Annotated in this window: 23 protein-coding genes and 1 tRNA gene; 11 read left to right on the plus strand and 13 right to left on the minus strand. The window is 44.2% G+C overall.

Going from position 1 to position 25,553, the window contains the following annotated elements; all coding sequences use genetic code 11:
- Nucleotides 1-264: 264 nt before the first annotated feature.
- The gene (locus F0251_RS09470) at nucleotides 265-1,521 is read right to left on the minus strand and encodes a methyl-accepting chemotaxis protein (protein ID WP_061033399.1); all 1,257 of its coding nucleotides are present in this window, start codon (nucleotides 1,519-1,521) and stop codon (nucleotides 265-267) included.
- 96 nt (nucleotides 1,522-1,617) lie between these two features.
- On the opposite strand from F0251_RS09470, the gene F0251_RS09475 reads away from it, so the two are divergent.
- Nucleotides 1,618-2,367 carry a potassium channel family protein gene (locus tag F0251_RS09475; RefSeq protein ID WP_105059007.1) on the plus strand — a complete coding sequence of 250 codons (750 nt, stop codon included), beginning with the start codon at nucleotides 1,618-1,620 and terminating at the stop codon, nucleotides 2,365-2,367.
- A 39-nt stretch (nucleotides 2,368-2,406) separates the two neighbouring features.
- Here F0251_RS09475 and F0251_RS09480 read toward each other — a convergent pair whose 3' ends face one another.
- Entirely contained in the window at nucleotides 2,407-3,924 is a 1,518-nt protein-coding gene (locus F0251_RS09480) for an inorganic triphosphatase (protein WP_116869999.1), read from the minus strand.
- 207 nt (nucleotides 3,925-4,131) lie between these two features.
- Between F0251_RS09480 and F0251_RS09485 the strand changes: the two genes are divergently transcribed.
- The 3 genes from F0251_RS09485 to F0251_RS09495 all read left to right on the plus strand — a co-directional run bounded on the left by F0251_RS09485 (nucleotide 4,132) and on the right by F0251_RS09495 (nucleotide 7,020).
- The gene (locus tag F0251_RS09485; RefSeq protein ID WP_008222549.1) at nucleotides 4,132-4,812 is read left to right on the plus strand and encodes a TIGR00153 family protein; all 681 of its coding nucleotides are present in this window, start codon (nucleotides 4,132-4,134) and stop codon (nucleotides 4,810-4,812) included.
- A gap of 128 nt (nucleotides 4,813-4,940) precedes the next feature.
- Nucleotides 4,941-6,203, plus strand: coding sequence for an inorganic phosphate transporter (locus F0251_RS09490; RefSeq protein ID WP_061033573.1), 1,263 nt, complete (start codon nucleotides 4,941-4,943; stop codon nucleotides 6,201-6,203).
- A gap of 205 nt (nucleotides 6,204-6,408) precedes the next feature.
- A complete protein-coding gene (locus F0251_RS09495) occupies nucleotides 6,409-7,020 on the plus strand; it encodes a TIGR04211 family SH3 domain-containing protein (RefSeq protein ID WP_008222545.1) in 612 nt (203 codons plus the stop codon).
- A gap of 125 nt (nucleotides 7,021-7,145) precedes the next feature.
- Here the strand turns inward: F0251_RS09495 and F0251_RS09500 are convergent, their stop codons facing one another.
- A complete protein-coding gene (locus F0251_RS09500; RefSeq protein ID WP_061033572.1) occupies nucleotides 7,146-8,066 on the minus strand; it encodes a general secretion pathway protein GspB in 921 nt (306 codons plus the stop codon).
- Nucleotides 8,066-9,736 carry an ExeA family protein gene (locus F0251_RS09505; RefSeq protein ID WP_171730862.1) on the minus strand — a complete coding sequence of 557 codons (1,671 nt, stop codon included), beginning with the start codon at nucleotides 9,734-9,736 and terminating at the stop codon, nucleotides 8,066-8,068. Before F0251_RS09505 ends, F0251_RS09500 begins: the two co-directional genes overlap by 1 nt.
- A gap of 36 nt (nucleotides 9,737-9,772) precedes the next feature.
- Between F0251_RS09505 and F0251_RS09510 the strand changes: the two genes are divergently transcribed.
- Nucleotides 9,773-11,089, plus strand: coding sequence for a multifunctional CCA addition/repair protein (locus F0251_RS09510; protein ID WP_061033570.1), 1,317 nt, complete (start codon nucleotides 9,773-9,775; stop codon nucleotides 11,087-11,089).
- 87 nt (nucleotides 11,090-11,176) lie between these two features.
- Here F0251_RS09510 and F0251_RS09515 read toward each other — a convergent pair whose 3' ends face one another.
- Genes F0251_RS09515 through folB form a run of 3 tightly spaced genes read right to left on the minus strand, consistent with a single transcriptional unit; the run spans nucleotide 11,177 to nucleotide 12,834 of the window.
- Nucleotides 11,177-11,980, minus strand: a complete 804-nt coding sequence (locus F0251_RS09515; RefSeq protein ID WP_061033569.1) for an undecaprenyl-diphosphate phosphatase — start codon at nucleotides 11,978-11,980, stop codon at nucleotides 11,177-11,179.
- Between the two features lie 15 nt (nucleotides 11,981-11,995).
- On the minus strand, nucleotides 11,996-12,478 hold the full coding sequence (folK, locus tag F0251_RS09520; RefSeq protein WP_061033568.1) for a 2-amino-4-hydroxy-6-hydroxymethyldihydropteridine diphosphokinase: 483 nt from the start codon (nucleotides 12,476-12,478) through the stop codon (nucleotides 11,996-11,998).
- A complete protein-coding gene (gene folB, locus F0251_RS09525) occupies nucleotides 12,475-12,834 on the minus strand; it encodes a dihydroneopterin aldolase (protein WP_061033567.1) in 360 nt (119 codons plus the stop codon). The genes folK and folB overlap by 4 nt, the downstream gene beginning before the upstream one ends.
- 138 nt (nucleotides 12,835-12,972) lie before the next feature.
- On the opposite strand from folB, the gene plsY reads away from it, so the two are divergent.
- Nucleotides 12,973-13,569, plus strand: a complete 597-nt coding sequence (gene plsY, locus F0251_RS09530; protein ID WP_171730863.1) for a glycerol-3-phosphate 1-O-acyltransferase PlsY — start codon at nucleotides 12,973-12,975, stop codon at nucleotides 13,567-13,569.
- 44 nt (nucleotides 13,570-13,613) lie between these two features.
- Here plsY and F0251_RS09535 read toward each other — a convergent pair whose 3' ends face one another.
- The gene (locus F0251_RS09535) at nucleotides 13,614-14,429 is read right to left on the minus strand and encodes an alpha/beta fold hydrolase (RefSeq protein WP_061033565.1); all 816 of its coding nucleotides are present in this window, start codon (nucleotides 14,427-14,429) and stop codon (nucleotides 13,614-13,616) included.
- Nucleotides 14,430-14,535: 106 nt separating this feature from the next.
- Nucleotides 14,536-15,552, minus strand: coding sequence for a tRNA (adenosine(37)-N6)-threonylcarbamoyltransferase complex transferase subunit TsaD (tsaD, locus tag F0251_RS09540; protein WP_171730864.1), 1,017 nt, complete (start codon nucleotides 15,550-15,552; stop codon nucleotides 14,536-14,538).
- A gap of 255 nt (nucleotides 15,553-15,807) precedes the next feature.
- Here tsaD and rpsU point away from each other — a divergent pair, with 255 nt between their 5' ends.
- From rpsU to F0251_RS09565, 5 genes are all read left to right on the plus strand, one after another.
- Complete coding sequence (gene rpsU, locus F0251_RS09545; RefSeq protein ID WP_004396009.1) at nucleotides 15,808-16,023, plus strand: 30S ribosomal protein S21; 216 nt, start codon at nucleotides 15,808-15,810, stop codon at nucleotides 16,021-16,023.
- 25 nt (nucleotides 16,024-16,048) lie between these two features.
- On the plus strand, nucleotides 16,049-16,492 hold the full coding sequence (locus F0251_RS09550) for a GatB/YqeY domain-containing protein (RefSeq protein WP_008222517.1): 444 nt from the start codon (nucleotides 16,049-16,051) through the stop codon (nucleotides 16,490-16,492).
- A gap of 119 nt (nucleotides 16,493-16,611) precedes the next feature.
- Nucleotides 16,612-18,363 carry a DNA primase gene (gene dnaG, locus F0251_RS09555; RefSeq protein WP_061033564.1) on the plus strand — a complete coding sequence of 584 codons (1,752 nt, stop codon included), beginning with the start codon at nucleotides 16,612-16,614 and terminating at the stop codon, nucleotides 18,361-18,363.
- A 99-nt stretch (nucleotides 18,364-18,462) separates the two neighbouring features.
- The gene (rpoD, locus tag F0251_RS09560) at nucleotides 18,463-20,307 is read left to right on the plus strand and encodes an RNA polymerase sigma factor RpoD (RefSeq protein ID WP_008222514.1); all 1,845 of its coding nucleotides are present in this window, start codon (nucleotides 18,463-18,465) and stop codon (nucleotides 20,305-20,307) included.
- A 163-nt stretch (nucleotides 20,308-20,470) separates the two neighbouring features.
- Nucleotides 20,471-20,546: transfer RNA gene (locus F0251_RS09565), tRNA-Ile, on the plus strand.
- A 174-nt stretch (nucleotides 20,547-20,720) separates the two neighbouring features.
- On the opposite strand, the gene F0251_RS09570 is transcribed toward F0251_RS09565, so the two are convergent.
- The 4 genes from F0251_RS09570 to F0251_RS09585 form a co-directional block, all read right to left on the minus strand.
- A complete protein-coding gene (locus F0251_RS09570) occupies nucleotides 20,721-21,584 on the minus strand; it encodes a phage integrase N-terminal domain-containing protein (RefSeq protein WP_171730865.1) in 864 nt (287 codons plus the stop codon).
- A gap of 525 nt (nucleotides 21,585-22,109) precedes the next feature.
- Nucleotides 22,110-22,913, minus strand: a complete 804-nt coding sequence (gene ptuB / locus F0251_RS09575; protein ID WP_171730866.1) for a retron Ec78 anti-phage system effector HNH endonuclease PtuB — start codon at nucleotides 22,911-22,913, stop codon at nucleotides 22,110-22,112.
- A complete protein-coding gene (gene ptuA / locus F0251_RS09580; protein ID WP_171730867.1) occupies nucleotides 22,900-24,513 on the minus strand; it encodes a retron Ec78 anti-phage system effector ATPase PtuA in 1,614 nt (537 codons plus the stop codon). The genes ptuB and ptuA overlap by 14 nt, the downstream gene beginning before the upstream one ends.
- A gap of 2 nt (nucleotides 24,514-24,515) precedes the next feature.
- Complete coding sequence (locus tag F0251_RS09585; RefSeq protein WP_171730868.1) at nucleotides 24,516-25,463, minus strand: retron St85 family RNA-directed DNA polymerase; 948 nt, start codon at nucleotides 25,461-25,463, stop codon at nucleotides 24,516-24,518.
- Nucleotides 25,464-25,553 lie beyond the last annotated feature (90 nt).

The following is a 25,553-nucleotide window of genomic DNA, read 5'->3' on the forward strand; positions in this document are numbered from 1 at the left end:
AAGCTTGAGAACAAGGCTGCTCTTTTCAATAAATAGTTTCGATAAGTAGTTATTCTACATTCAAAAATTCTAACGCTGTTATCGAGATTTTTAACAAGCTAGGGTGACCAGTTATTTACTACGATTGGTATAAGATAGTTATACCAAAGTTACGCCAATAAAAAACGCCCACATCAGCAATGTGGGCGTTTTATCAGTGAACTTATCAAGTTAGACCTTTCTCTCTAGAAAAAAGGCTCTATCAATAGGGTTTAGAGAACAAGGTTATACCTTAAACTGCTTAATCTTACCGTCGAGTTCTTGCGCGTTGCTTTCCATAAGCTGAGAGGTTTCTAGAAGCTCACCGACCACGACAACAGAAGCTTCCACCAGCTCACGAACATTGGTCAGGTTAACACTCATCTCTTCCGCAACGCTGCTCTGCTGGCCTGCAGCCGTCGCAATCTGGAAGTTCATGTCATTGATTTGGTTAACTTGGCTCACGATGCCATCAAGTTCGGAGCCAGCATTAGTCACAAGATCGACACCTTCAGCCGCTTCAACAACACTCTTTTCCATTAGCTCTACCGCAGAGTTAGCACTGCTTTGTAGATGGCTGATCATATCTTGAATTTCGACGGTTGCTTGCTGAGTACGTTGTGCAAGGTTACGAACCTCATCAGCAACTACAGCAAAACCACGACCGGCCTCACCTGCACGCGCCGCTTCAATCGCTGCGTTTAGTGCCAGTAAGTTGGTTTGTTCTGAAATACCTTGGATAGTGCCTACAACGCTGCCGATTGAATCAACACGCTCTTCAACTTGGTTTACCGCTGCCGCTGATGCTGCGATATCAGAAGAGAGTTCACTCATCTTAGATACAGAGCCCTGAACAAACTTCTGCCCCGTTAATGCTTGACCTGATGCTTGTTCAGTAAGAGAAGAGGCGCTTTGTGCGTGCTCAGCCACCGTTTGAACGGTCGAAGTCATTTCGCTCATTGCCGTTGCTAACTGATCGATCTCGTTAAACTCTTCTTGAGCTGACTCTTTGGTCTCCGACATGCTGATGGTCATCACTTCTGTTAGAGCAAATAGCTCATCAGAAGAAGCCAGTTGAGCCTTCACCATGTCATGCAGCTGAACTCGTGTTTTTTCTAGCTCACGAGCTACATCGCCGTATTCATCTTTACAGTCCATGTGAATCGGCACTGATAGATTCTTGTCTGCCATCGTTTTAATGGCATCACTGAGGTATTGAGTTTGGCGCAGCATAACGCGAGCTGCCGCCAATAAAAGAACCACAAACACAATGATCATCAAGCCTGTCTGCCAAGCCACTTGAACTAAGTAAGTCTCATAATGCTGCTGCGCGACTTGTGCATTATTCGTTGCAGCGAGCAATGAATCGTAAAACGTGCTCGCGTCCCATAGCTGCTTAGAAATGATCAAGATGGTACTGAACACCATCAGCATGATCATTTTCGGAACGAGACGAACGTCAGAGATTACCCTTTCCCACGGCTTGAATGACAGTTTAGTCATTGTCAGTTCTCCATTAACTCTTATATATTGATGGCTTCTATACCCGCGAGATGGCTGATTGAGTCAGGTTCGCGATTTATTTTGAGCCTCGTATGAATGTTAAATAGTATCAAAGACACACCTAAGCCGATGAGCTTATTATCACTGATTCTCTCTTTCTTAGCGTTATTTGTGATCTCAGGCTTGTTGTTTGCGCCGATTGATAAAGAATCGAAACAAGTCCTTATCGGCCTCGATTTTATAATCTGTAGTGTTTTTCTTTTTCAGCTCACGATTGATCTATTCAGATCACAAAACAAGAAAGAATACCTCAAAGTACACTGGATCGATTTCTTGGCAAGTATCCCAATGATCGAGCCACTCCGTTTCGCTCGTATTTTTCAAATTCTGCGAGTCATCTTGGTTCTACGTTCAAGTAAACGTATTTTCAGAGAGCTGTTTCGTAACAGAAAAGAGACCACTTTCGCTTCCATCATTCTGCTTTTGGTGATCTTACTGACCATCGGTGCTGGCACGATCCTGCTATTGGAACACAAAGATCCTAATGCCAATATCACGACTGGTCATGATGCGTTGTGGTGGGCTTTCGTGACCATCAGTACCGTTGGCTATGGCGACCATTATCCAGTAACCACCGCTGGTCAGTTAATCGCATCGATTGTGATCATCTGTGGGGTTGGTGTATTTGGTATGATCTCAGGTCTAATTACCTCGCTGATTACTGAGCCTACCGACCTCCAGAATCAACAATTGGAAAACAAAGAGCGTAAACTGGACAAGATTCTAGAGCAGCAGCAACAGATACTAGAGCGGCTCGAGTTGCTTGAACGACAGACAAAAAAATAGGGCCAAGGCCCTATTTAAAAATGGATGTTAGTGTAGAGGCTAGTCTTGCCAGTATGGCTCAACTTCAACACTGATTTGGCGAGTCTGCTCCATCGCATGCAAAATGGAAACTTCTTGACGAGCAAGCCAACGCTCTAGCTGATCTTTCTCATCACCTTCTAACTTCTCAGTGAGTGGCTGTAAGGTTCGTAGCATCAACAAATCGTCGATACCTTGTACCATGTCCGCCCAAGGCAAACGGAAGCTATTACGCTCATCGTCATCATATAAGCTCGCAAAGCCAACACCAGAATACAGGTTACGCATCAAACGATACTGCTGGTCGATGTAAGCTTGGCTTGTCATCACGCGCTCTGGTGGAAAGGCTTCCATCAGCTCCGCCCAAGTGCGATCAAGCTGCTTCACAGAGAACCACTCAATTCCGCGCTCCATTTGCTCACGCGCTTTTTCGTCCAAGAAAGGCTGCCAACCTCGGGTAAGTATCCAGCGGCTTAAATCAAGCAGGAGACCAGTGTAGCGGGCTGAACTCAAGAGAGTCAGTAACTCTTCACGATCTGGCAATTGCTCTTGCATCTCTTTTAGCTCAGCCACTAGGAACTTGCGAGCGTCAAGCTTACGCAGAACGTGGCCTTTATCTTCTAGCAAATCCTCAAAGTGGTCATAGCTTTTTAGCCAATCCAACTCTTGTTCTAGCCATTTCAGCTCTTGGCGTAAAATAGCGCTAGCGCGTCTAGGTACAATGCCACCGTAGATAGTGAAAGTCTGGCGGATAAAGCTCAGTGAATGGCTGATCTCGTGCAGAGCTTCAATCGATTGGCGCTCGGTGAAAATTTGCTCGTGGTAATGCCAATGAGCGAGAGCATGCTCTAAAGATTGAATGAAACACGATTCAACGGTATCACTTTTGTCAGTATCAACTAAGGTCAAAGGAGTTACTTCATCGCCTTGATAACCTTGAGCAAGTCGGTAACCCTTAGCAGCTTTGCTTAAGTTACCTAAGCGCATACCACCTTGTTCACAGAATTGGCGAGACAGTGTAAACAGAGCATCCGTTTGGCCGGATTTAAGTTCAAGCTCAACTTCGCAAATCGGTTCTTGCAGATCGCCGGATTCAACGAAACCTTGGTCAAAGGCAACCTCGACTTGGCTACCGTCAGGCATGCCAATCAGCCACTGTTCTCGCGTGAAGTTAGTCGAGAACAGAGGAGTAAGCTCAGCTTGTAATGTTTCAATGTCCTTACCTTCAGGCCAAATATCTTCTGGATGTAAGGCAAGTTTTGGCTCATTGCTATCGTGTTCTGCATTGTATTCCGGCCTTTGATGCAGGCCAGCAACAACGCGACCCGCTGTCTTTACCGTTTGTACAAATACGTCATCAAAGCGTCGAATGCGCAAGCCGGTATCGTGCTTGCGTAGCCAGTTGTCAGGGGTGTCAAAGTAGATGTTACCTAGCTCACGACAACTGTGCTGAAGTACTTTAGTTTCAGCAATTTTATTGCGTAAAGTCTCTGAAAAATCAGGAGAAACAAAAAACTTCAGTTCTATCTCGGTTTCCATAGTTATACCTTTCTGTGAAGATAGGGACAGGATATTGCCAATTTTCAAAGTCGGCAAGTCAGAAATATCGCCCTTATGATGATCTAAAACAGTTTTAATGAGAGATTGATTAGGTTAACATGCGCGACTTTGTAGCCATCGCTTAACATTTCACCATGAATATGGTGTATGTTGTTTTAAGGTTATTATTTATTAGGTTGGATGACCATGCCAGTAAATACAATTATGGGGTTATTTGCAAAGTCCCCAATTAAACCTTTGCAGCGTCACGTAGTATGCGTGAACGAATGTTGTTCTCACCTAGTTAATTTCTTTGAAGTTTCTTCAAAGGGTGACTGGGAAAAAGCAGCTGAAATTCGAGCTCAGATTTCTCACCTTGAGAAAGAAGCTGACGTACTAAAACGTGAAATTCGCCTTAAACTTCCTCGTGGTTTGTTTATGCCTGTTGATCGCACCGACATGTTGGAGCTATTAACTCAGCAAGACAAACTCGCAAACCTAGCGAAAGACATTGCAGGCCGTGTATATGGTCGTCAACTTGTCATTCCTGCTCCTCTACAAGAAAACTTCATCGCTTACGTTAAACGTTGTCTAGATGCAGCGAACCAAGCACAAAACGTAATCAATGAACTAGACGAATTACTTGAGACTGGCTTTAAGGGCCGTGAAGTAACACTCGTTGCTGAAATGATTCATCAATTAGATGTAATTGAAGATGACACGGACGCGATGCAGATCGAACTACGCCAACAACTAATGGCGATTGAAGGCGATCTGAATCCAGTTGATATCATGTTCTTATACAAAATTCTTGAATGGGTTGGTGGTATTGCAGATCAAGCACAGCGTGTAGGCGCTCGTCTTGAAGTAATGCTTTCTCGATCTTAAATCATACGTTAACCATATAACGAAGAGCATTTTTTGAACAAACCACTTATGCGTTGAGTATTTCTCTCGCTGAGCGGTTTTTTGCGTCTAAATTTGTTCCGCTTGTTATCAAACAACTAGGTATTACGATGGATATCCTTGCTAACTACGGCACTGTCCTGATTATTGTTGCAGCAGCTTTCGGTTTCTTGATGGCTATTGGTATTGGTGCAAATGACGTTGCGAACGCAATGGGCACCTCAGTAGGCTCTAAAGCTCTAACCGTAAAACAAGCGATCATTATCGCAATGATCTTTGAATTCGCTGGTGCATATCTTGCCGGTGGCGAAGTTACCGATACGATCCGTAAAGGTGTTATCGAAACATCTCTATTCGCACATCAACCAGACGTTCTTGTATTCGGTATGATGTCTGCACTTCTTGCTGCAGGTACATGGCTACTTCTAGCTTCGTACATGGGCTGGCCTGTTTCTACTACTCACTCAATCATCGGTGCAATCATCGGTTTCGCTTGTGTGTCTGTAGGTACTGAAGCGGTAGACTGGAACAGCGTTCAAGGCATTGTGGGCAGTTGGATTATTACTCCTGTCATCTCTGGTTTCTTCGCCTACGTGATATTCGTAAGTGCTCAGCGACTGATTTTTGATACAGAGAACCCGCTATTCAACGCGAAGCGCTTTGTACCGGTATACATGTTCATCACAACGATGGTAATTGCACTGGTAACAATCAAGAAAGGTCTTAAGCACGTTGGTCTTCACCTAAGCAACACTGAAGCATGGGTTTGGGCTGCAGCAGTATCAGCAATTGTAATGATTGGTGGTTACCTATACATCCAGAAGAAATTCGCTAACCGCGAAGAAGACCACGGCTTTGCTGGTGTTGAAGGTATCTTCTCTGTACTAATGGTTATCACAGCTTGTGCTATGGCATTCGCACACGGTTCAAACGACGTTGCAAACGCGATTGGTCCACTGTCTGCTGTTGTATCAACGGTTGAGCACATGGGCGAAATCACAGGTAAGAGCACTATCGCATGGTGGATTCTTCCTCTAGGTGGTTTTGGTATCGTGGTTGGTCTTGCGACTCTTGGTCATAAAGTAATGGCAACCGTAGGTACTGGTATTACAGAACTAACACCGAGCCGTGGCTTTGCAGCACAACTTGCTACAGCATGTACGGTTGTTCTAGCGTCAGGTACTGGTCTTCCAATCTCAACTACACAAACACTGGTTGGTGCGGTATTGGGTGTTGGTTTTGCTCGTGGTATCGCAGCACTGAACTTAGGCGTTGTACGTAATATCGTGGCTTCGTGGATTGTGACACTGCCAGCAGGTGCTCTACTTGCTGTTGTGTTCTTCTACGGTATTCAGGCTATGTTTAGCATGTAATTGCCACTGCGTTAGTCGATGCTAGCGTCAGAATTATGTGAGCTTCAGTAACGATATGTAAATGCCATGTCATTATTGACTCAAACGCACAGAAAGGGAGGCTTTGCCTCCCTTCTTTGTTGCACCGCATAAAGAAACTAAATATTATTTGCTAATTGAGGCTGACTCATCCGCCTACCCAATTAGAATCGTTAAGGGATTTACTGTGAAAAAACTGATTAGCTTAGTTTTGTTCGCAATGCTTGCGGCTCCAGCTGCCTTTGCACAAGACCGTTATATTGCTGACAAACTATTTACTTATATGCATTCTGGCCCAAACAACACCTTCCGTATTATCGGCAGTGTTGACGCTGGTGAGAAGATTACCTACCTGCAAGCAAACAAGAGCACGGGTTACACACAAATCCAAGACAACCGTGGCCGTAAAGGTTGGGTTGAAAGCAAGTTTGTAAGTACTAAAGAGAGTATGGCTCTGCGTATGCCTAAGCTTGAGAAAGAACTGACAGAAGTGAAAACTAAGCTGGCTAACGCACGTCAAACGGCTGACAGTGAAAAAGCAGGCCTAGCAAGTTCTCTAGATTCTCGTAATAAGCAGATTGCTGAACTAGAACAGAACTACAGCGAGATTAGCCAACAATTAACAAGCTCTCAAACAGAAAACCGTGAACTACGCGCTAAGCTAGACACGCAGAAAGATGACCTACTATTGAAGTACTTCATGTACGGTGGTGGTGTTGCTGGTATTGGTCTACTTCTTGGCCTTGTTCTACCACACATCATTCCTCGTCGTAAGAAATCACCAAACGGCTGGGCGTAAGCTGATCGTTTGACTGTATTGCGTTACGCAAAGTAAATTCAATATCGGATACCAAAAAGGAGCACCTAAGTGCTCCTTTTTTATTTATCTCAACATGTTATCAAAGCGCTTGTAGCAGCTTTAGGTTAGCCCTTCCACTCGTACAAAGCAGGAATCTCAATCTTCTGCTGATTAAACTCAACAACCACAGATTGCGGCTTGATCTCTAGCAGTTGAACATCATTACCGATCCAATCGCCCTGTGACATCTCTTGCCCATTCACTTTGACCCAACGCTTGTTCTCACTACTTGAGTACATATGGGTTTGTAAGTCGAGCTTAGGTAATACGCCAGACAAACTGTTAACGTGATTTTCGAGCTCAATCACTTGAGGTTCCATCTGGCTTGCTGGTCGCGAGTCCATCGGCTCCGGTGCACTTGGCTGCTCATCCATAATCGCTTCTAGCTTCAATGCCAAATCAGGCGGTAACTCGGTCAAATCCAAGCCTTGTAGCAGGTCGCTATCTGATTGCTGATAATTGCTTTCGTCGTTCACACCAGGTCCAACTTCAGGCTCAGCTAATGACAGCTCTGAATCATCCACTGTTCGCGCAGTGCTCTCTGCTTTGGTTACCGGCACAATTACCCCAGCAGACAGTTGAGTGCTATCAGAGTTAACTTGAGCATAAACCTCTTGGCGAGGTAACGATTTTAACGTCTTGCTTGTCGGCGCTGGACGCACCACAAACAGAGGCTCATCTTCGATTTCTTCTTCGACATTCAAATCAGCCGTTTCGATATCCTTGGCTTGAACAGGCTGGGTTTCTGATTCTGAATTCGAACTAATAGCAGCTTGGTTGGCCGTTTGCTGTTGATGGTAAGATTGATACACCAAGGCACCACCTACCAACAGAGAAGGCACAAGTAAAACAAGCAACCCCATAGCCAACGACGAACCGCGTTTGTTGCTGATACCCTTTACAGAACTCGGCACTTGATGGTTTTGGTAGCCCTTAAAGCTAGATTTGTCTGAGGACTGATTCAACTCATGCATAATGCGTGACATTAGCTCGCTCCTCCGCTTAATGACATTAACTTCGGAGAATCTAGCTGAGCTAATCTTTGTAGCCTCGCTAACGTTCGTTGACCAGCAATACCGTCGACCGACATGCCCTGCCATGTTTGAAACGCTTCGACTTTCATTTTTAATTCGTAATCAAATACATCACTACCGGACACAACCTCTCCAAGAACCTCAGAAAGCAACAAATCAAGCAAAGCGACAGCTTCACCCTGATATCCCTCTTTTAACGTTTCTCGCAATGGCTGTTTCCAAATCGCGACATAATCACCATGCCAGACCTTCTCTAAAGATTGCTTCGGCATGACTAACAGTTTTTCGTTCACCAGTAACTCGACAGCGTCTTGTGATGCGCCATAAAGCACAGCAAACACAGGCTCTTGCTCTACATTTAAGTTCAATACCACAGGGACGCCTAACCCTAGAAGGTCATCTAGACTTGCTTGTTGTTGTTCACATACGAACACGCTTTGTGGCTCACTTAAGCATAAACCGTCACGCAGAGAGGATTGGTAGCCCCAAAGCGTATATAAGTCCTTGATCGCCAGCGAACGGTTAGTCCCTTGCATCAAATGTTGCTGAATATGTGTTGGCAGTGCGAACTTGTCTATCTCAGACTCAACAACCAGCTTAGGCGTATCTGCGACTAACGACCGCTGCATCCTTACTGAGCTTAATGTTTGGGCTTCATTCGAAGGTTGGGTTGTTAGCCATGAGTCAATGTAGCCTGGCGCAAAGTGAAAGGTCGCCATCGCAAGTGCGACACTCAAGGTAGCAGCACTCGCATATTGAACTAACTTTGGTAGCGTGCTCGCTGCACGAGGTTTTTCGACATGGTAAACCTCAGCTTGAAACGCCATGATCTGCTGGCACGCTCTGTTGACCGTGTCATTGCTCGGTGTTTGCTCTCCATCATGAAAAGCTAGCTGAAGCGCCTTATCACACACCAAGTTAATCAACCGTGGAATACCATGTGTATATTGGGCGATCAGCTTAACGGAACGATTCGAAAACAGCATCTGCTCGCCACCCGCTGTCTCTAGACGAAACGCGATGTACTTGCCGGTCTCTTGAATATTGAGAGGCAACAAATGGTAACGCCCTGTAATACGCTGAGCTAATTGACGCAGTTGCGTGGTCTGCAAATGCTGTTGTAATTCAGGTTGGCCAACCAGTAATACTTTTAATAACTTGCGACTGTCGGTTTCCAAATTCGTCAAGAGGCGTAGCTGTTCCAACACATCGGCAGCTAAGTGTTGAGCTTCATCTATCACCAATAAGGTTTGAATACCTTCCGCATGGCTATCCAGTAAGAAATAGTGAATCGCCTGACTCAGCTGCTTGAGTGATGCCTGCTGTGGATAGTCGATCTCGAACTCATCACAGATAGCTTCAAGCAAATCAGTGTTGGAAAACGTAGGGTTGAGTATAAGGCCAGCTTGAGTGTGGCTATCAAGAGAGGACAACATCGCCTTAGCGACCGTTGTTTTACCGGTTCCCACCTCACCAGTAAGCATTGCAAAGCCCCCACCCTCACCTAAACCGGCTTGTAGGTTCTGCATCGCCTCTTGGTGGCGCTGACTCAAAAACAAGTAGCGAGAATTTGGTACAATCGAAAATGGCATCTCAACGAAGCCAAAATATTCCTTATACATGTGCTGCCCTATAATTACGATTAATGGAAAGTACCATTGCTTGCCGTAAAGTCCAGCAGTGATAAAACATTTCGAGGTGATAAGTTGCAAATATACGATAGCCTACCAAAAGAGAATGGGCTACAGCGCTATCTAGTCGGTGGAGCGGTGCGCGATAAACTACTCAATATTGATAGTTATGATAAAGATTGGGTGGTGGTCGGCAGTACCCCTCAAGAGATGGAAAGCCTTGGCTTCACTGCAGTGGGTAAAGACTTCCCAGTATTCTTGCACCCAAAAACCAAGGAAGAACACGCACTGGCTCGCACTGAGAGAAAATCAGGCTCTGGTTACACAGGCTTCGAATGTTACTTCGCGCCAGATGTTAGCCTGGAAGAAGACCTCATGCGCCGCGATCTAACGATCAACGCCATCGCTCAAGATGATGCAGGCAACCTTCACGATCCTTACCACGGCCAGCAAGATCTCTCCGATCGTATTCTTCGACACGTATCCGATGCCTTTGTCGAAGATCCACTTCGAGTGCTGCGAGTGGCGCGCTTCGCTGCCAAACTTCACCATCTCGGTTTTAGCGTCGCCCCTGAAACTATGTTGATGATGAGTGAGATCGTTGAATCTGGTGAACTCGCCCATCTTACTGCAGAACGAGTATGGCAAGAGTGGCACAAATCACTCAGCACACCACACCCAGAAGTCTTTCTTTCCGTATTGAGAGAGTGCGGAGCACTAGCGGTTGTTTTGCCAGAGATTGACGCTCTGTTTGGTGTCCCTCAACCCGAGAAATGGCACCCTGAAATCGACACAGGTATCCATACTATGATGGTGGCTCAGCAAGCAGCGCTATTAAGCCCATCGCTGCCCGTACGCTTTGCCGCTCAAGTGCATGACTTAGGTAAAGGCGTGACACCACAAGCTGAATGGCCAAGCCATAAAATGCACTGCCACACAGGTGTTAAGATCATCAAGAAACTGTGTGAGCGAGTGAGAGTGCCTAATGAATTCAGAGACCTTGCACTATTAGTGTGTGAGCAACACTCAAACATTCATCGTGCAGGCGAGCTCAAGCCGACAACTTTCCTTAAAGTTCTCAACAAGTTCGATGTTTGGCGCAAACCAGATCGCCTTAACGACATCTTGCTATGCTGCCAAGCTGACCACGCTGGTCGCAAAGGGTTAGAAGATCAGCCTTACCCTCAAAAGGCTCGTTTTGAAGCAGCCTATCAGGCAGCACTTCAAGTTGAAGTAAAAGTGATCATTGCTGATGGCTTTAAAGGTAAAGATATTCGAGAAGAGCAAGAGAAGCGCAGAGCGGTGGCTATTGAAAGCGCGTTATCAGAACTCACTGATAGTTAATCTTCAACCTGTTAGTAAGCACGCATTAAAAAGCCCGCAGTTAAGCGGGCTTTTTCAATTTTACGACGAGGCTGTTATCAGCGTCTGTTATTGCATCATTAAGAAAGCAAACAGACCACAACCTAGAATTAGGCGGTAGATAACAAACGGCGTCATGCCCATACGAGAGATAAGCTTCAAGAAGAAGTGAATACAGATGTAAGCACTGATGAAAGACACCGCAACGCCGGTTAGCAGTGTACCAACGTGGATTGGATCGCCACTGGTCACAAGCTTAAGGCCTAAGTAACCACCAGCTAAAGTGATGATTGGGATAGACATTAGGAAAGAGAATCGAGCTGCCGCTTCACGAGTAAAGCCAAGGTAAAGTGCTGCTGTAATCGTAGCACCTGAGCGAGAAGTACCAGGAATAATTGCCATAGCTTGAGCAAGACCAATAAACAACGCTTTTTTCCAGCCCGCTTGGTACTCATCATCACGTAGGCTTGAGTTCTTATCCACCCACCACAACAACAAACCAAAGACGATGGTCGTTGTCGCAATTACCCATGCACTGCGCAGGTAAAGTTCAACAATGTCCTTCATCAGCAGGCCAAAGATACATGCCGGAATCGTCGCAAGGATAATCATCCACGCCAATTTCGCTTCTTTGCTGCGGTCGCCCTTAAACACTGAGCCGAAGAATGCGCTCAACAACGAAATCACTTCTTTACGGAAATAGATCACGACTGCGGCCAAAGTACCGACATGGACCGCGACATCAAAAGCCAAACCCTGATCTTCCCAGCCTAAAACCGCTGATGGAAGGATCAAGTGTGCCGAACTGGAAATAGGTAAAAACTCAGTAAAGCCTTGCACCAACGCCAATATAAACGCTTCAAAATAACTCATTACTTACCTTTAAAATTATAGTTTTATATCTACGACAGAGAGCGAGTCTAGTTGCTGCATCTTCTGCCATATTTCACTGACGGTTCTTCCGTCTTGCGGGATCACTCTCGCAGGACAAAGATCATAAAGTGGTTGTGTTACAAAAGGATATTTATAGATATCACTGCGTGGTAACTCTGGAGCAGACTCAGATATCTCATCGCCAAACAGCACAATATCAAGATCCAAATTTCGATCCTGAAGCTTGTGTGCATCTTGCGCACGCCCCCATTTGTACTCAATTTTACGAAGTTCTTGTGAAAATTCAGTCAATGAAAGTGGCGTGTCGAGCTCTATCACAAAGTTATAAAATGGATGGCTATCAAAACCGACAGGCTCACAGTGATAGATTTTAGAGCATTTAAGGTTAGTCCCTAACGATTGAAGCTCTGTCCATGCCACCCTTGCATGCTTGTCGCGGTCTATGTTCGTGCCAACACCAACATAGGCGATGGTCATGCTTGACCTCGTTCGATGATCACACCCACCGCTTTTGCTTGAGGAACCGCACCAGGCTTCGCTAGGTGAATTTTAACCCAAGGAACAGAGAACTGAGTCATAATTAGCTCTGCGACTTCTTCAGCAACACGTTCTACGAGTAGAAAACGGCCATTCGTAATGTGATCGAGTACTGCAGTGCTTACTTTCGAATAATCCAAAGCATCAACCACATCATCACTCTTGCCTGCTGGGCGGTTGTCATGAGCCATTTCAATATCAAGAACCAGTTTCTGTTTGATCTCTTGTTCCCAATCGTAAACACCGATCGTTGTAATTACTTCTAGCTGCTCAATGAAAACTTTATCCAGTGCCATGACTTGTCCTTTTAGAGGTCGGATACCCAAATTTGGGAAAAAAACGTATTATTTGCGTAATTCGAGATATGATATCAATTACTCTTGGATTGAGCATTATTTTCCCATCGTTAAGCGTATAACCGTTAAAGGACAGACATGACCCCATTGGCACTTATCATGATCATTGCTGCCTATTTGCTAGGTTCAATCTCTAGTGCGGTCTTGATATGCCGAGTCTTAAGGCTTCCAGATCCTAGAACGGTGGGCTCAAACAACCCAGGCGCAACCAATGTGTTACGTGTCGGTGGCAAAGGTGCCGCAGCAGCAGTATTACTCTGTGATATGTTAAAAGGCACCATTCCAGTCTGGCTTGGCTACTTTCTCGGTATCGACTCAATTATTTTAGGTATCGTTGCGATTGCAGCTTGTCTTGGTCATATGTATCCGATCTTCTTCCACTTTAAGGGTGGTAAAGGCGTCGCAACGGCACTGGGTGCCATCGCCCCAATTGGATTCGACCTAACCGGTATGATCATGGCAACTTGGCTCGTGGTCGCGCTTTTATTTCGTTACTCCTCTTTGGCAGCATTGGTGACAATGCTACTTGCCCCTTTCTACGCTTGGTTAGTCAAACCGCAATACACCCTGCCCGTGGCTATGCTGTGTTGCTTGATCGTGCTGCGTCACCATCAAAACATCCGCCGCCTACTGGACGGCAGTGAGCCAAAACTCGGACAAAAAAAATCGGCTTAACCTTATATTCAAGATTAAACCGATCATTTCAAACGATAGAAAGTCTACAGCAGGTGCTTACCTAAAAACTCTTTCAGCATAGTGTTTACAAATTCTGGCTGCTCTAGCGAGCTAATATGTCCTGCGCCAGGAATTACCACTAATTCACTACCAGAAATGCAATCATGCATCAGGTAAGATTCAAGTACCGGGCGTGGTTTATCTTCTTGGCCGACAGCTACCAACACAGGTAGAGCAAAGTTCTCTATCGTTTCAATCATGTCACGACGTCCAAACACCATACGACCAATTCGAGCTACTTGCTCTGCTTGCTCGCCCTGTAGTGCCGACAACTGCTGAGTAAAACCTTCTACCAAAGCTGGCGTGTTAGTTTGTGCGTCATTAGCAAAGAACAACGGCACAACCGCTTCTACAATCGGTTGAGGAACCATCTTCGTTTGAGAGATGGTGTCTAGCATGCTGAAGTATTTCGCGTGTGCAACTTCTGGCTCTAGACCGACAAAAGTGTCCATCAGTACCAAAGATTTGATACGTGCTGGTGCCAGCTCTGCAAGCTCAGTACCCCACATACCACCAACCGATAAGCCCACCACAGAAAACTCTTCAATGTTTAAATGGTCAAGCAGTGCCAGAACATGTTGAGCGTAGTCTTTTAGGTTGCCCATTCTATTCGGTGCCGCTTGAGACTCACCATGAGACCAAAGCTCAGGCACAATACAACGGTACTGAGATTTTAACGCTTCAACCTGTGGCTTCCACATCGCACTATCCCAAAGGTAGCTGTGTCCAAGTACAACAACCGGGCCTTCGCCTTCGTCTAGGTACGCCATCGATTGATTATCTACAGTGAACTTATTCATCTTCTTCCCTAATCTCTATCAGCAATTTTTTATCGACATATCGTCGGTAAGCTAAGATATAAAAACGGCCGCACTAGGCGACCGTTTATCGAAACATTTTGATGTATTACGCAATTGGCTCTAATTGGTCGATCGGCCAACGCGGTGTGGCTTGAACTGAAAGATCAGCAGTCTCACCATTTTTCAGGCGCTGCATACCGGCATAAGCGATCATCGCACCATTATCAGTACAGAACTCAGTACGCGGGTAGTAAACCTCGCCACCAATTTTCTTAGCAAGTGCTTCAAGCTCAACACGTAGTTGTTTGTTTGCACTTACACCACCAGCAATCACTATACGTTTCATGCCCGTCTGTTCCAAGGCACGCTTACACTTGATTACCAAGGTACCACAAACCGCCTCTTGGAATGCATATGCGATATCGGCACGGGTTTGCTCACTATCGTCATTGTCACGAATCGTGTTCGCTGCAAAGGTTTTTAGGCCAGAGAAGCTCATATCCAAGCCCGGACGATCCGTCATTGGACGTGGGAACTTAAAACGACCCGGTGTGCCTTTTTCTGCTAGTCGAGATAGTAATGGACCACCAGGGTAATCTAAGCCCATTAACTTAGCCGTTTTATCGAAGGCTTCACCTGCCGCATCATCAATCGATTCACCAAGGATCTTGTATTCACCAATGCCTTTCACTTCGACCATCATGGTGTGACCCCCCGAAACCAGCAGAGCAACAAATGGGAACGGAGGTGGGTTATCTTCTAACATAGGCGCAAGAAGGTGACCTTCCATATGGTGAACAGGCACAGCTGGTACACCCCAAGCGTAAGCAATACTGCGACCAATGGTTGCACCAACAAGCAGCGCACCAACAAGGCCAGGGCCAGCAGTGTAAGCGACACCGTCGATGTCTTTAGAGGTCAGGTTTGCCTCTTTTAGAGCCGCTTTAATTAGCGGAATAGTTTTCTTCACGTGATCACGTGATGCGAGCTCAGGTACCACACCACCGTAATCGGCGTGCAGTTTTACTTGGCTGTATAATTGATGAGAAAGCAGGCCCTGCTGCTCATCATAAATTGCGATTCCTGTTTCATCACAAGAGGTTTCAATACCAATAATGCGCATAATTTTCTCGGCACGCTTTCGTCTAAAATGGGAAATTAGCGCAATATTACCCTGCCTAAGCTCTTCAAACAAATATTGTACAGACTATAATCGACAAAGTGCTTTACAAAGCCACTCTGATCGGATTAAAATTCCGCACCATTTTTGATCAAGCTGGTTAGAGACCACACTTAATCGAAAGTTGTCTACGGATAATTTTTCTGATTTGGTCATCAGTAGCCAGCGATAATGAATAACCCCTGAGGTGAAAGGCATATGCCAATAGTTAAAGTACGTGAAAACGAACCGTTCGACGTTGCACTACGTCGTTTCAAGCGCTCTTGTGAAAAAGCAGGTATTCTTTCTGAAGTTCGCCGTCGCGAGCACTACGAAAAGCCAACTACAGTTCGCAAACGCGCTAAAGCAGCAGCTCAAAAGCGTCACGCTAAGAAGCTAGCTCGCGAAAACGCACGTCGCGTTCGCCTGTACTAATAACTTAATCCATAAGGACTGAGTTATGGCTCTTATTGAACAACTCAAAGAAGAGCAAAAATTAGCGATGAAAGCCAAGGACAAACCGCGCCTTGGCACTATCCGTTTAGCTCTTGCTGCTGTAAAGCAACGTGAAGTCGACGAACAGATTACTCTGAGCGATGACGACATTCTTGCTGTGCTAGTAAAAATGGTTAAACAACGTCGCGATTCTGTTGCTCAATATGAATCAGCTGGTCGTCAAGATCTTGCTGACGTGGAACAAGCAGAAATTGCTGTACTTGAAGGCTTTATGCCTCAACCGCTTACTGAAGAAGAAGTAATCGCACTACTTGATAGCGCAATTGCAGAAGCTCAACCTGCGGGCATGCAAGACATGGGTAAAGTAATGGCTATCTTGAAACCACAAATTCAAGGGCGTGCAGATATGGGTAAAGTTAGTGGTTTAGTTCGCTCTAAACTCGCTTAATCCCAAATCAAATTGCAACAAGCCGTGCAATCCTTCGGAACGCACGGCTTGTTTGTATCTGTAACCTATTCAAACTATTATTATCCACACTCTCAGTTAGTGCATTTTTCTAAGGTTTTATGGCAGGACACATCCCGCGTAGTTTCATCGATGATCTCCTAGCGCGTCTCGACATTGTCGACATTGTAGACGCACGCGTGAAACTTAAGAAAAAAGGCAAAAACTACGGTGCTTGTTGCCCATTCCACAACGAAAAGACGCCCTCTTTTAGCGTAAGCCAAGAGAAACAGTTTTATCACTGCTTTGGTTGTGGCGTGCATGGCAATGCCATCGACTTCATTATGGAGTTCGAGCGCCTCGAATTCGTTGAAGCCATTGAAGAGCTCGCCTCCTTCTTAGGGCTCGATGTTCCAAGAGAACAACGTAGCGGTGAGATCTCTACCGCACCAAGAGCCAACACTGAACAAAAACGTAACCTCTATGATTTGATGGGCGGCATCAGCCAGTTCTATCGCTCACAGCTAAAAATAGCAGCCAATAAGCCCGCGATTGAGTACCTAAAAAATCGTGGTTTATCGGGCGAGATTGTTCAGAAGTTTGGCATTGGTTATGTGGCCGATGAGTGGGACTTAGTTCGTAAGAACTTTGGCCAACAAAAAGAAGCTCAAGACATGCTGGTAACAGGCGGCATGTTGATCGAAAACGATAAGGGTAATCGATACGACCGATTCCGTGGTCGTGTTATGTTCCCGATTCGCGATCGTCGTGGTCGTGTGATTGGTTTTGGTGGACGTGTCTTAGAAGATGGCACACCAAAATACCTAAACTCACCAGAGACACCTATCTTCCATAAAGGCAAAGAGCTATATGGCCTTTATGAAGTATTACAGGCATACCGTGAACCGCCTCAAGTACTTGTGGTTGAAGGCTACATGGATGTCGTGGCTCTTGCGCAGTATGGTGTAGATTACTCGGTGGCATCACTAGGCACCTCAACAACGGGTGACCACATTCAAATGCTGTTTAGACAAACCAGCACTGTGGTTTGTTGTTATGATGGTGACCGAGCGGGTAAAGAGGCAGCATGGCGCGCTCTAGAAAATGCACTTGAGTACCTGAAAACAGGTAATACACTCAAGTTTCTGTTCTTGCCCGATGGTGAAGACCCAGATAGCTATATAAGAGAACACGGTAAGGCCGCTTTTGAGCAACTCGTCCAAAATGCGACCCCGCTGTCGACCTATTTGTTCGACAACCTGATAGAAATACACAAACTGAACTTGGGAACAACCGAAGGAAAATCGGCACTGCGTGCGCACGCAAGCGCCTTGATTAATAAAATTCCTGACAGCTATTTCCAAGAACTGCTCGAAAAATTACTGGATGAGCGAACTGGATTTGATAACCAACTGAGACGTGCTCGTGTTCATACACAAAACCCGACACCTCAGCCGCACAAAGAGCTCAAGCGAACTCCAATGCGTGAAGTTATCGCTTTGCTTATCCAAAATCCGAGCTATGCTGATATGGTACCGGATTTATCAAGTGTCAAAGGCTTACCGTTGCCTGGGCTAAGTTTATTCGTTGAAGTACTTGATAAATGCCATGCGCATCCCCATATCAACACCGGCCAGTTATTAGAGCACTGGCGAGATAATAAACATGAGGCTCTTCTGTCTCGTCTCGCGAGCTGGGAAATCCCACTCGACGAAGACAATCAAGAAGACATATTTTTAGACTCATTGGACAAAATACTTGCCCAGTGCGTTGAAAAACAAATTGAAAACCTGCAGGCCAAAGCAAGAAGTGTCGGTTTATCAGCCGAAGAAAAAAGGGAGCTACTAGCTTTAATGCTAGATCTAAAAGCGTAACCCTGTTTGATTAGTCAGCATTTAATAAATTTGTTAACATCATTGGTTTGCATTTGAGAATGCAACGTCCTTCACCAGACCTGAAGTTGGATATCATCTATGGATCAAAATCCGCAGTCACAGCTTAAATTACTTGTTATTAAAGGCAAGGAACAAGGCTATCTGACCTACGCCGAAGTAAACGACCACCTACCTGCAGAAATCGTGGATTCTGAACAGGTAGAAGACATCATTCAAATGATTAACGACATGGGCATCAAAGTAGTTGAAACTGCACCTGATGCTGATGATCTAGCGCTTAATGATGACGATGCCAATATAGATGAAGACGCAGCCGAAGCTGCAGCTGCTGCGCTTTCAAGCGTAGAAAGCGAGATTGGCCGTACTACTGACCCAGTTCGCATGTACATGCGTGAAATGGGTACGGTTGAGCTACTGACTCGTGAAGGCGAAATCGACATTGCTAAACGTATTGAAGATGGTATCAATACAGTTCAGCTATCTGTTGCTGAGTACCCAGGTACTATTCCATACATCTTGGAACAGTTTGACCGCGTACAAGCAGAAGAGATTCGCTTAACAGACCTAATTAATGGCTTTGTTGACCCAGATGACGATGGCACAGCTGCACCAACAGCGACTCACATCGGTTCAGAACTTGCTGAAACAGATCTGGATGACGAAGACGCAGAAGACGTTGATGACGATGAAGAAGAGGAAGAAGAAGATACAGGTATCGATCCTGAGCTTGCTCTTGAGAAATTCACAGCGCTTCGTACTAGCTACCAAAACCGTCAGCTAGCGATCAACGAGTACGGCCATGAAAGCCCGAAAGCAATGCTTGCAACGACAATGATGCAAGACGTATTCAAAGAGTTCCGTCTAACACCAAAACAGTTTGATTACCTAGTAAACGAACTGCGTAACTCTATGGATCGTGTACGTACTCAAGAACGCCTGATCATGCGTCAAACGGTTGAGTACGGCAAAATGCCGAAGAAATCTTTCATTGCTCTATTTACTGGCAACGAATCTAGCGAAGCATGGTTAGATGAAGTACTTGCTTCAGACAAACCATACGCAGAAAAGATCAAACGTCACGAGAACGATATCCGTCGCTCAATCCAAAAACTGGATATGATCGAGAAAGAGACCTCTCTGACTGTTCAAAGCATTAAAGACATCAGCCGTCGTATGTCTATCGGTGAAGCAAAAGCTCGTCGTGCGAAGAAAGAGATGGTTGAAGCGAACTTACGTCTAGTAATCTCGATTGCTAAGAAGTACACAAACCGTGGTCTACAATTCTTGGATCTAATCCAAGAAGGTAACATCGGTCTGATGAAAGCGGTTGATAAGTTTGAATACCGTCGTGGTTACAAGTTCTCTACTTACGCTACATGGTGGATCCGTCAAGCAATCACTCGTTCGATTGCCGACCAAGCTCGTACTATCCGTATTCCGGTTCACATGATCGAAACGATCAACAAACTAAACCGTATCTCTCGTCAAATGCTACAAGAGATGGGTCGTGAACCACTTCCGGAAGAGCTGGCTGAGCGCATGCAAATGCCTGAAGACAAGATCCGTAAAGTACTGAAAATCGCTAAAGAGCCTATCTCAATGGAGACACCAATCGGTGACGACGAAGATTCGCATCTAGGTGATTTCATCGAGGATACAACGCTAGAACTACCTCTAGACTCTGCAACGGCAACCAGCCTACGCGGTGCAACTAAAGACGTTCTTGCTGGCCTAACACCTCGTGAAGCGAAAGTACTGCGCATGCGTTTCGGTATCGACATGAACACTGACCACACTCTAGAAGAGGTTGGTAAGCAGTTCGACGTAACTCGTGAGCGTATCCGTCAGATCGAAGCAAAAGCACTACGTAAACTTCGTCACCCAAGCCGTTCAGAAACTCTGCGCAGCTTCCTAGACGAGTAATCACACACATTGATGTGATTAGCTTTTAAGCATAATTAACAAAAGGTGAGCTATGGCTCACCTTTTTTGTAGCTGTGTGATTTAAGTGGCTAAGATGTAAGCGGAATTGCCCCTTATAGTGTCTAGACACCACTGAATGCTTCCCCTATAATCTATGCCCTACGGCCCCTTAGCTCAGTGGTTAGAGCGCACGACTCATAATCGTTCGGTCCCCAGTTCAAATCTGGGAGGGGCCACCAAATTTAGAAAGGCGTAGAAGGTTAGTACCTACTACGCCTTTTTTACATCTATAGATTATAGGTGTAGTTATGGGTGCAGTTAGCGTATAGCTTAAGGCTTCCACTTAGCGCACACTAACTATCTAATTCAATTATGAAATACTGTGTTCGCATCACAAGCATAAGAATTTCATCCTAACGTCCCAAATAGACGGCTGTAACCTCTTCTCTCCCATGACCTAATTCTTCGCTAATTCGTGTCCTTATTTCTTTTACTCGTTCATACAACTTACTAGGTAACTCTCCTCTCTTTGGACCACCTTTCGCAGGACATGGAAAACCGACCAGCTCAAGATAGCGTTTTTGCGCATACGCATGCCTCAAGCCATGAGCCCTATCTATCCCCATTTTTATACAAGCTTGTTGGTAGCGTCCAAGCTGCGTGCTGTAGAGCGACTCCGGAGGGATTAATGAACCAGCACCGACCCATGCTTTCAACTCATCAAGCAACGCCCTCTGCTGTTGAGTCGTAATGGGTATATCTCTAGGGCGAGCCCCTTTGGTTTGAACTAGCCTTAGGAATTGCCCTTTATCCGCTTCTTTCAAACGAATTTTCATAGACTCCTCCCTTCTTAAACCGAAAGCAGCTTGTAATCGAAATGAAGCCTGTAAGTAAGGGTTACTAATCAAGTTCAATTGCTCTTCTTTTAGTTCTATAGATTTATCTTGGTTTGTCACATGTACACGCTTAGGAATACCCAAGCTTGTATTACTAGAAGGAAGAACTCCTGGCTTATCTATTTTCTCCAGTAACCAACGAAGGTGAGCAACTCGATTTTTAATGGTTCCAGTACTTAGGCCATTGCTCATCCACATACCAATCACCGCGTTCAAATGTTTTGAACCTAAGTTATGTAGTTGAAGCTTGTTATAGCCGAGCTCTTTCAAGTTTCGATCTACAAGCTTTAGAACCTTCTTGCGTTCAGCTTGTGTTGCGTATGAGCCATTAGGGTTTCTCTTTAATACTAGAGTGACTTTGAACATGAAGTTAGTAGCCATGGTTCTGCTTCCTTATAAAACGTTAAGGCCAAAAAAAAGCCGACACTAAGTCGGCTTTATACAGCTATATCAATTGTTCTAATTTCAGAGTGCAGTAACAAAGTTCATTGCGATTTTTGGTTAGTGTTATTGCTCCCACTTTATTCGTTAAAAGTGCCACATCAAATAGATATGATAATAGAGCGGTGCTACTGCGTGAGAAGTTCCCGAACAACTGAACTGGCCGTAAGCCATTATCAATTGGTACTTTGTATAGCCCGAGTGGGCCAGAAATTAGAATGCGCTAAAAGTATTGGGTTTTATTGCAATCATCCGGACAGCGATTGCTGTATTGAAGTGATTCAACCTGATTATTGTATGTAAGGTTGTAACAAGCAAGAAAGGAGGCGCTGAGAGCGTCTATAGCTCCGTGGTCATTCGATTAGCATTCGTAGATAAAGCTTATCAGCTTAGTATTGGCGGGCGTTGTAAGCCCTGTCACTCTTGAAGAGTGACAGGGTCAATAGATGCTATTAGACCTTTCGTTTACGCTGCAGGAGGTTCTTTTAGACATTTTTTAGCTATAGGACAGTCTCTAAGTAAAATATCTCGAGTTGTCTGAAAACTAAGAACCTGCTCACTGCCAGACCATTTTTGAAGCATAAACTTAAACTTATTGACGTCATTAGACTTTCTGAATGCCGCTTTAAGCTTTTCATAGCTATGATGGACATCCCTTCTTGCCAACTTAAGCCGTTCGCAGTTTAAATTAAACAACACCAAAGTTTCTTGTAAAAGCTCAGCGCTAGTTGCATATATATTGTCGTGAAATTGAACAGAATTAGCGTAAACGTCATTAACACTCAGCTCTCCAGATGCCAAGCAATAATGAAACATATCGCTACACAACCCAGCTTCTAATGGAGATACCACCTTGCCTTTCCAATTTTTCCCATATCCACAATTAGTTTCAAGATGCTCTTTATATGAATCGCAGGATTTATTCTCTGGCATAACAAAACGCTCACGGTTATCTCTATCGGTTCCACCAATACAGACACCTATAACGTTATACCAATCTAAATGCCAATTAGGTTGGGCTTGACCCACTTTCCATCCTGATTTTGAATTAAAATGCTCTACCCTACGATGATGTTCAAAGGTATGTTCTTTAGACAAATCAATTTCACAGTAGGCACAAATATCACCTTGCTCTTCAAAAATTTTAGCTTTTATCTCTTGGTAAGCTTTACTATTATTTCTCTGAAAAAAATCCCAATAATCATCAGGATGATTTGCTGCGTAGACTGTTAGAGCATTGGAAGTATGAGATTTATCAATCCTCCTCATACTCTTTCTCCCACCTTCTATTTTCTATGTATAAATCTAACTTAACTAACTCTTGGTACCCTGAACCAAAATGTCTAGATAGCTGTTTACGAAGATCCAGAGCTTCTTTTTCATCATATCTATCTTCATACACTAACTCCGTATATGCAGATAATTTTTTCGTAAACTCGTCTTCAGGAGGCCTTTCGTCAACTTCAAACAAGTTTTTCAATACCCATGATGAGACAGCCCCTCTTATGCCTTTGGGAGCTGCTTGTTTCTTCCCATTTTTGAGTAACCAAATCGCTGAACTATCAACGGTATGACAAACTTGAGGGCTGTGGGTCGTAACGATAAATTGCAGATTACCAAACGTTGACTCAAGCTTTTGAATGATTTGTTGCTGCCAAGATGGATGTAAGTGTAAATCGACCTCATCAATAAGGACAACACCAGAACCATCCAAAGGGGTTGAAGACTGTGGGTTAAGTAAAGTAAGCCTACGAGCAATATCAGCAACTAGAGCAAGCATGGTTTTCTCACCTTGCGATAGTTGAAGTACGCTCAACTGCACACCATTTTTTTCTAAAGTTAGGTCTAAAGGTTTTCTTTGAAATCTGAGGTTACTGAAGCCAGGTAAAAACTTATATATTGCTTCTTTGACAGTGTCCAAAGACTTTTCATCGACAGAATAGAGAGAGTTAAGTTGATCTCGATATAGCTCTAACTCTTGTCGGTGAGATTCAATGAGGTGATTAAGCTCAGGGTGTTTATCTATCAAGTCTTTTAGGATCGGACTATTGATTTCAGCTTCTTTTGCTTGAATTTTCACTCTCAACTCATCTACGAGGCTAGATGAATCATTATCGCTCTCAACAAGCTCTTTAAACCAACGAAAGAACAGCTTAAAGTCAGCTTTTCCTGATAAGCTTTTACTATAAGCCTTTGATTTATCCCAGATATGATCTTCTTTTATTTCGTCAGATTCTTCAATATCTTTCGTTGTCACATCATTGGCTCTCTCAACGGTATAAGAAGCAAATAATGGCAGAGATAACTGAGGATCTGCTTCATTAGCCTTGCGAAGTATCAAACAAATATCATTGATTTCAGTATAACTACCTTTCACTCTTTTTGAGCTCATTGCAGAACTTTGTTTTAGATCCATGCTAAATGATTGATTTTGAACTTCAAAAGCAGTGGTTATTGTAGCCGTATCCTTACCCTTCTTAATCTCAATCTCCTCAATGAGATCACCGTTTTGAGACTTTGTTGCCAAGCGAGAGTTAAGGTGAGTTAAGCTCTTTTGTATAGCTTCTAGTACTGAAGATTTACCACTACCGTTATTTCCAACCAAAACTGTTGTGCGGTTTTTATTCAAGAAGTCCAAATCAACAAGGTCAAACCCCTTGTAATCAGAAAGCTTAATTGACTTTACTCTAAAAGAATTGTCCTTTAATTGGTTAGCACAAGCCGACAAATACTGTTGAACCTTTTCTTTATCTTTTTCTACACTGAAACCTTCAGAATAAGATTGCGCCAACTGAAATGAAGCTGAAAAGTCCCCCTTATCAGAACGAGAGATTAACCTTCTAATAGTTTTACTAATTTGTTCAGACATTTTCAGTTATCACCATTATTATACTTGAATAGATCATCAAAAAGCTTGGCCCCATAGCGGCCCTTCATTTTATCAACAAAAGTAGGCTCTATATTTAACGCAAAACTAATGAGCCCTTTCAAAGCTTGTACATCATAGTCACAGAGCTCCTCACACGAAAACTTATGCAACATCGCCCTTATATATCTTTTTCTCTCTCGGCCTAATGATAACTTGTTGTTATTAGTGAGAGTAACTCCCGTCACATGGCGATTATGAGCTTTAGAAGAAAACGTAGTCTTCGAATAATTCAACTTTAGCTTACCTTGAAAAAGTTGAAAAAGGATACTTTCTATAAATTTTGGAACTTCAAATAGAATATCTTTAATCGATGTCGAGAATGTAAGATCATCGGCATAACGAGAATATGACAAGCCAGATTCAGAACAGAACTTAGAAACAGCTTCATCAAACTCATACATAATCACATTAGATAGAAAAGGAGAACTAGGTGCACCAACACTAAGTACAAGGTTTGGGCTCTTCTTCTTAGTTCTATTCCAAAATAATAATTCGTTTAAAGCTGCAACTTCACTTTCTAGAAGTGAGAGACCTTGGTACTTAAGGGCTCGCGCTAACATCGCAGGAGTTAAGCTGTTAAAAAAGTTTTCCAAATCTAATTTCAAGAGGTAATTAGAGTTGACGTGTACGATAGCATTATCTTTGATACTACAATCTTTAACGTAAGCTTTCGCCGCAGAGTGAACGTGCATGTACCCTTTAATTTCTCCAACAATTTTTCTTTGTATATTTTTCAACTGTGGAGTTGGTTGAGCTATAACCCGAAAACCAAAGCTCCGCTTTGGTATCTTATAAACCTTATAATGGGTTGATGGGCTTTCAGCCAGGTATTGGTTTAAACTGGAGTTAAAATCTTCTTGTGAGATACGACTGAGAATCGATAACTGCATGATAAGATTGCTTACTATAAGAAATGGAAGTGATACAGGTAAACCTGTATCACTATGACTCTTTACTTTAAGACGCGGAACGACATTATC

This window comes from Vibrio sp. 070316B, assembly GCF_013114115.1.
In the GTDB taxonomy this organism is placed as follows: domain Bacteria; phylum Pseudomonadota; class Gammaproteobacteria; order Enterobacterales; family Vibrionaceae; genus Vibrio; species Vibrio chagasii_B.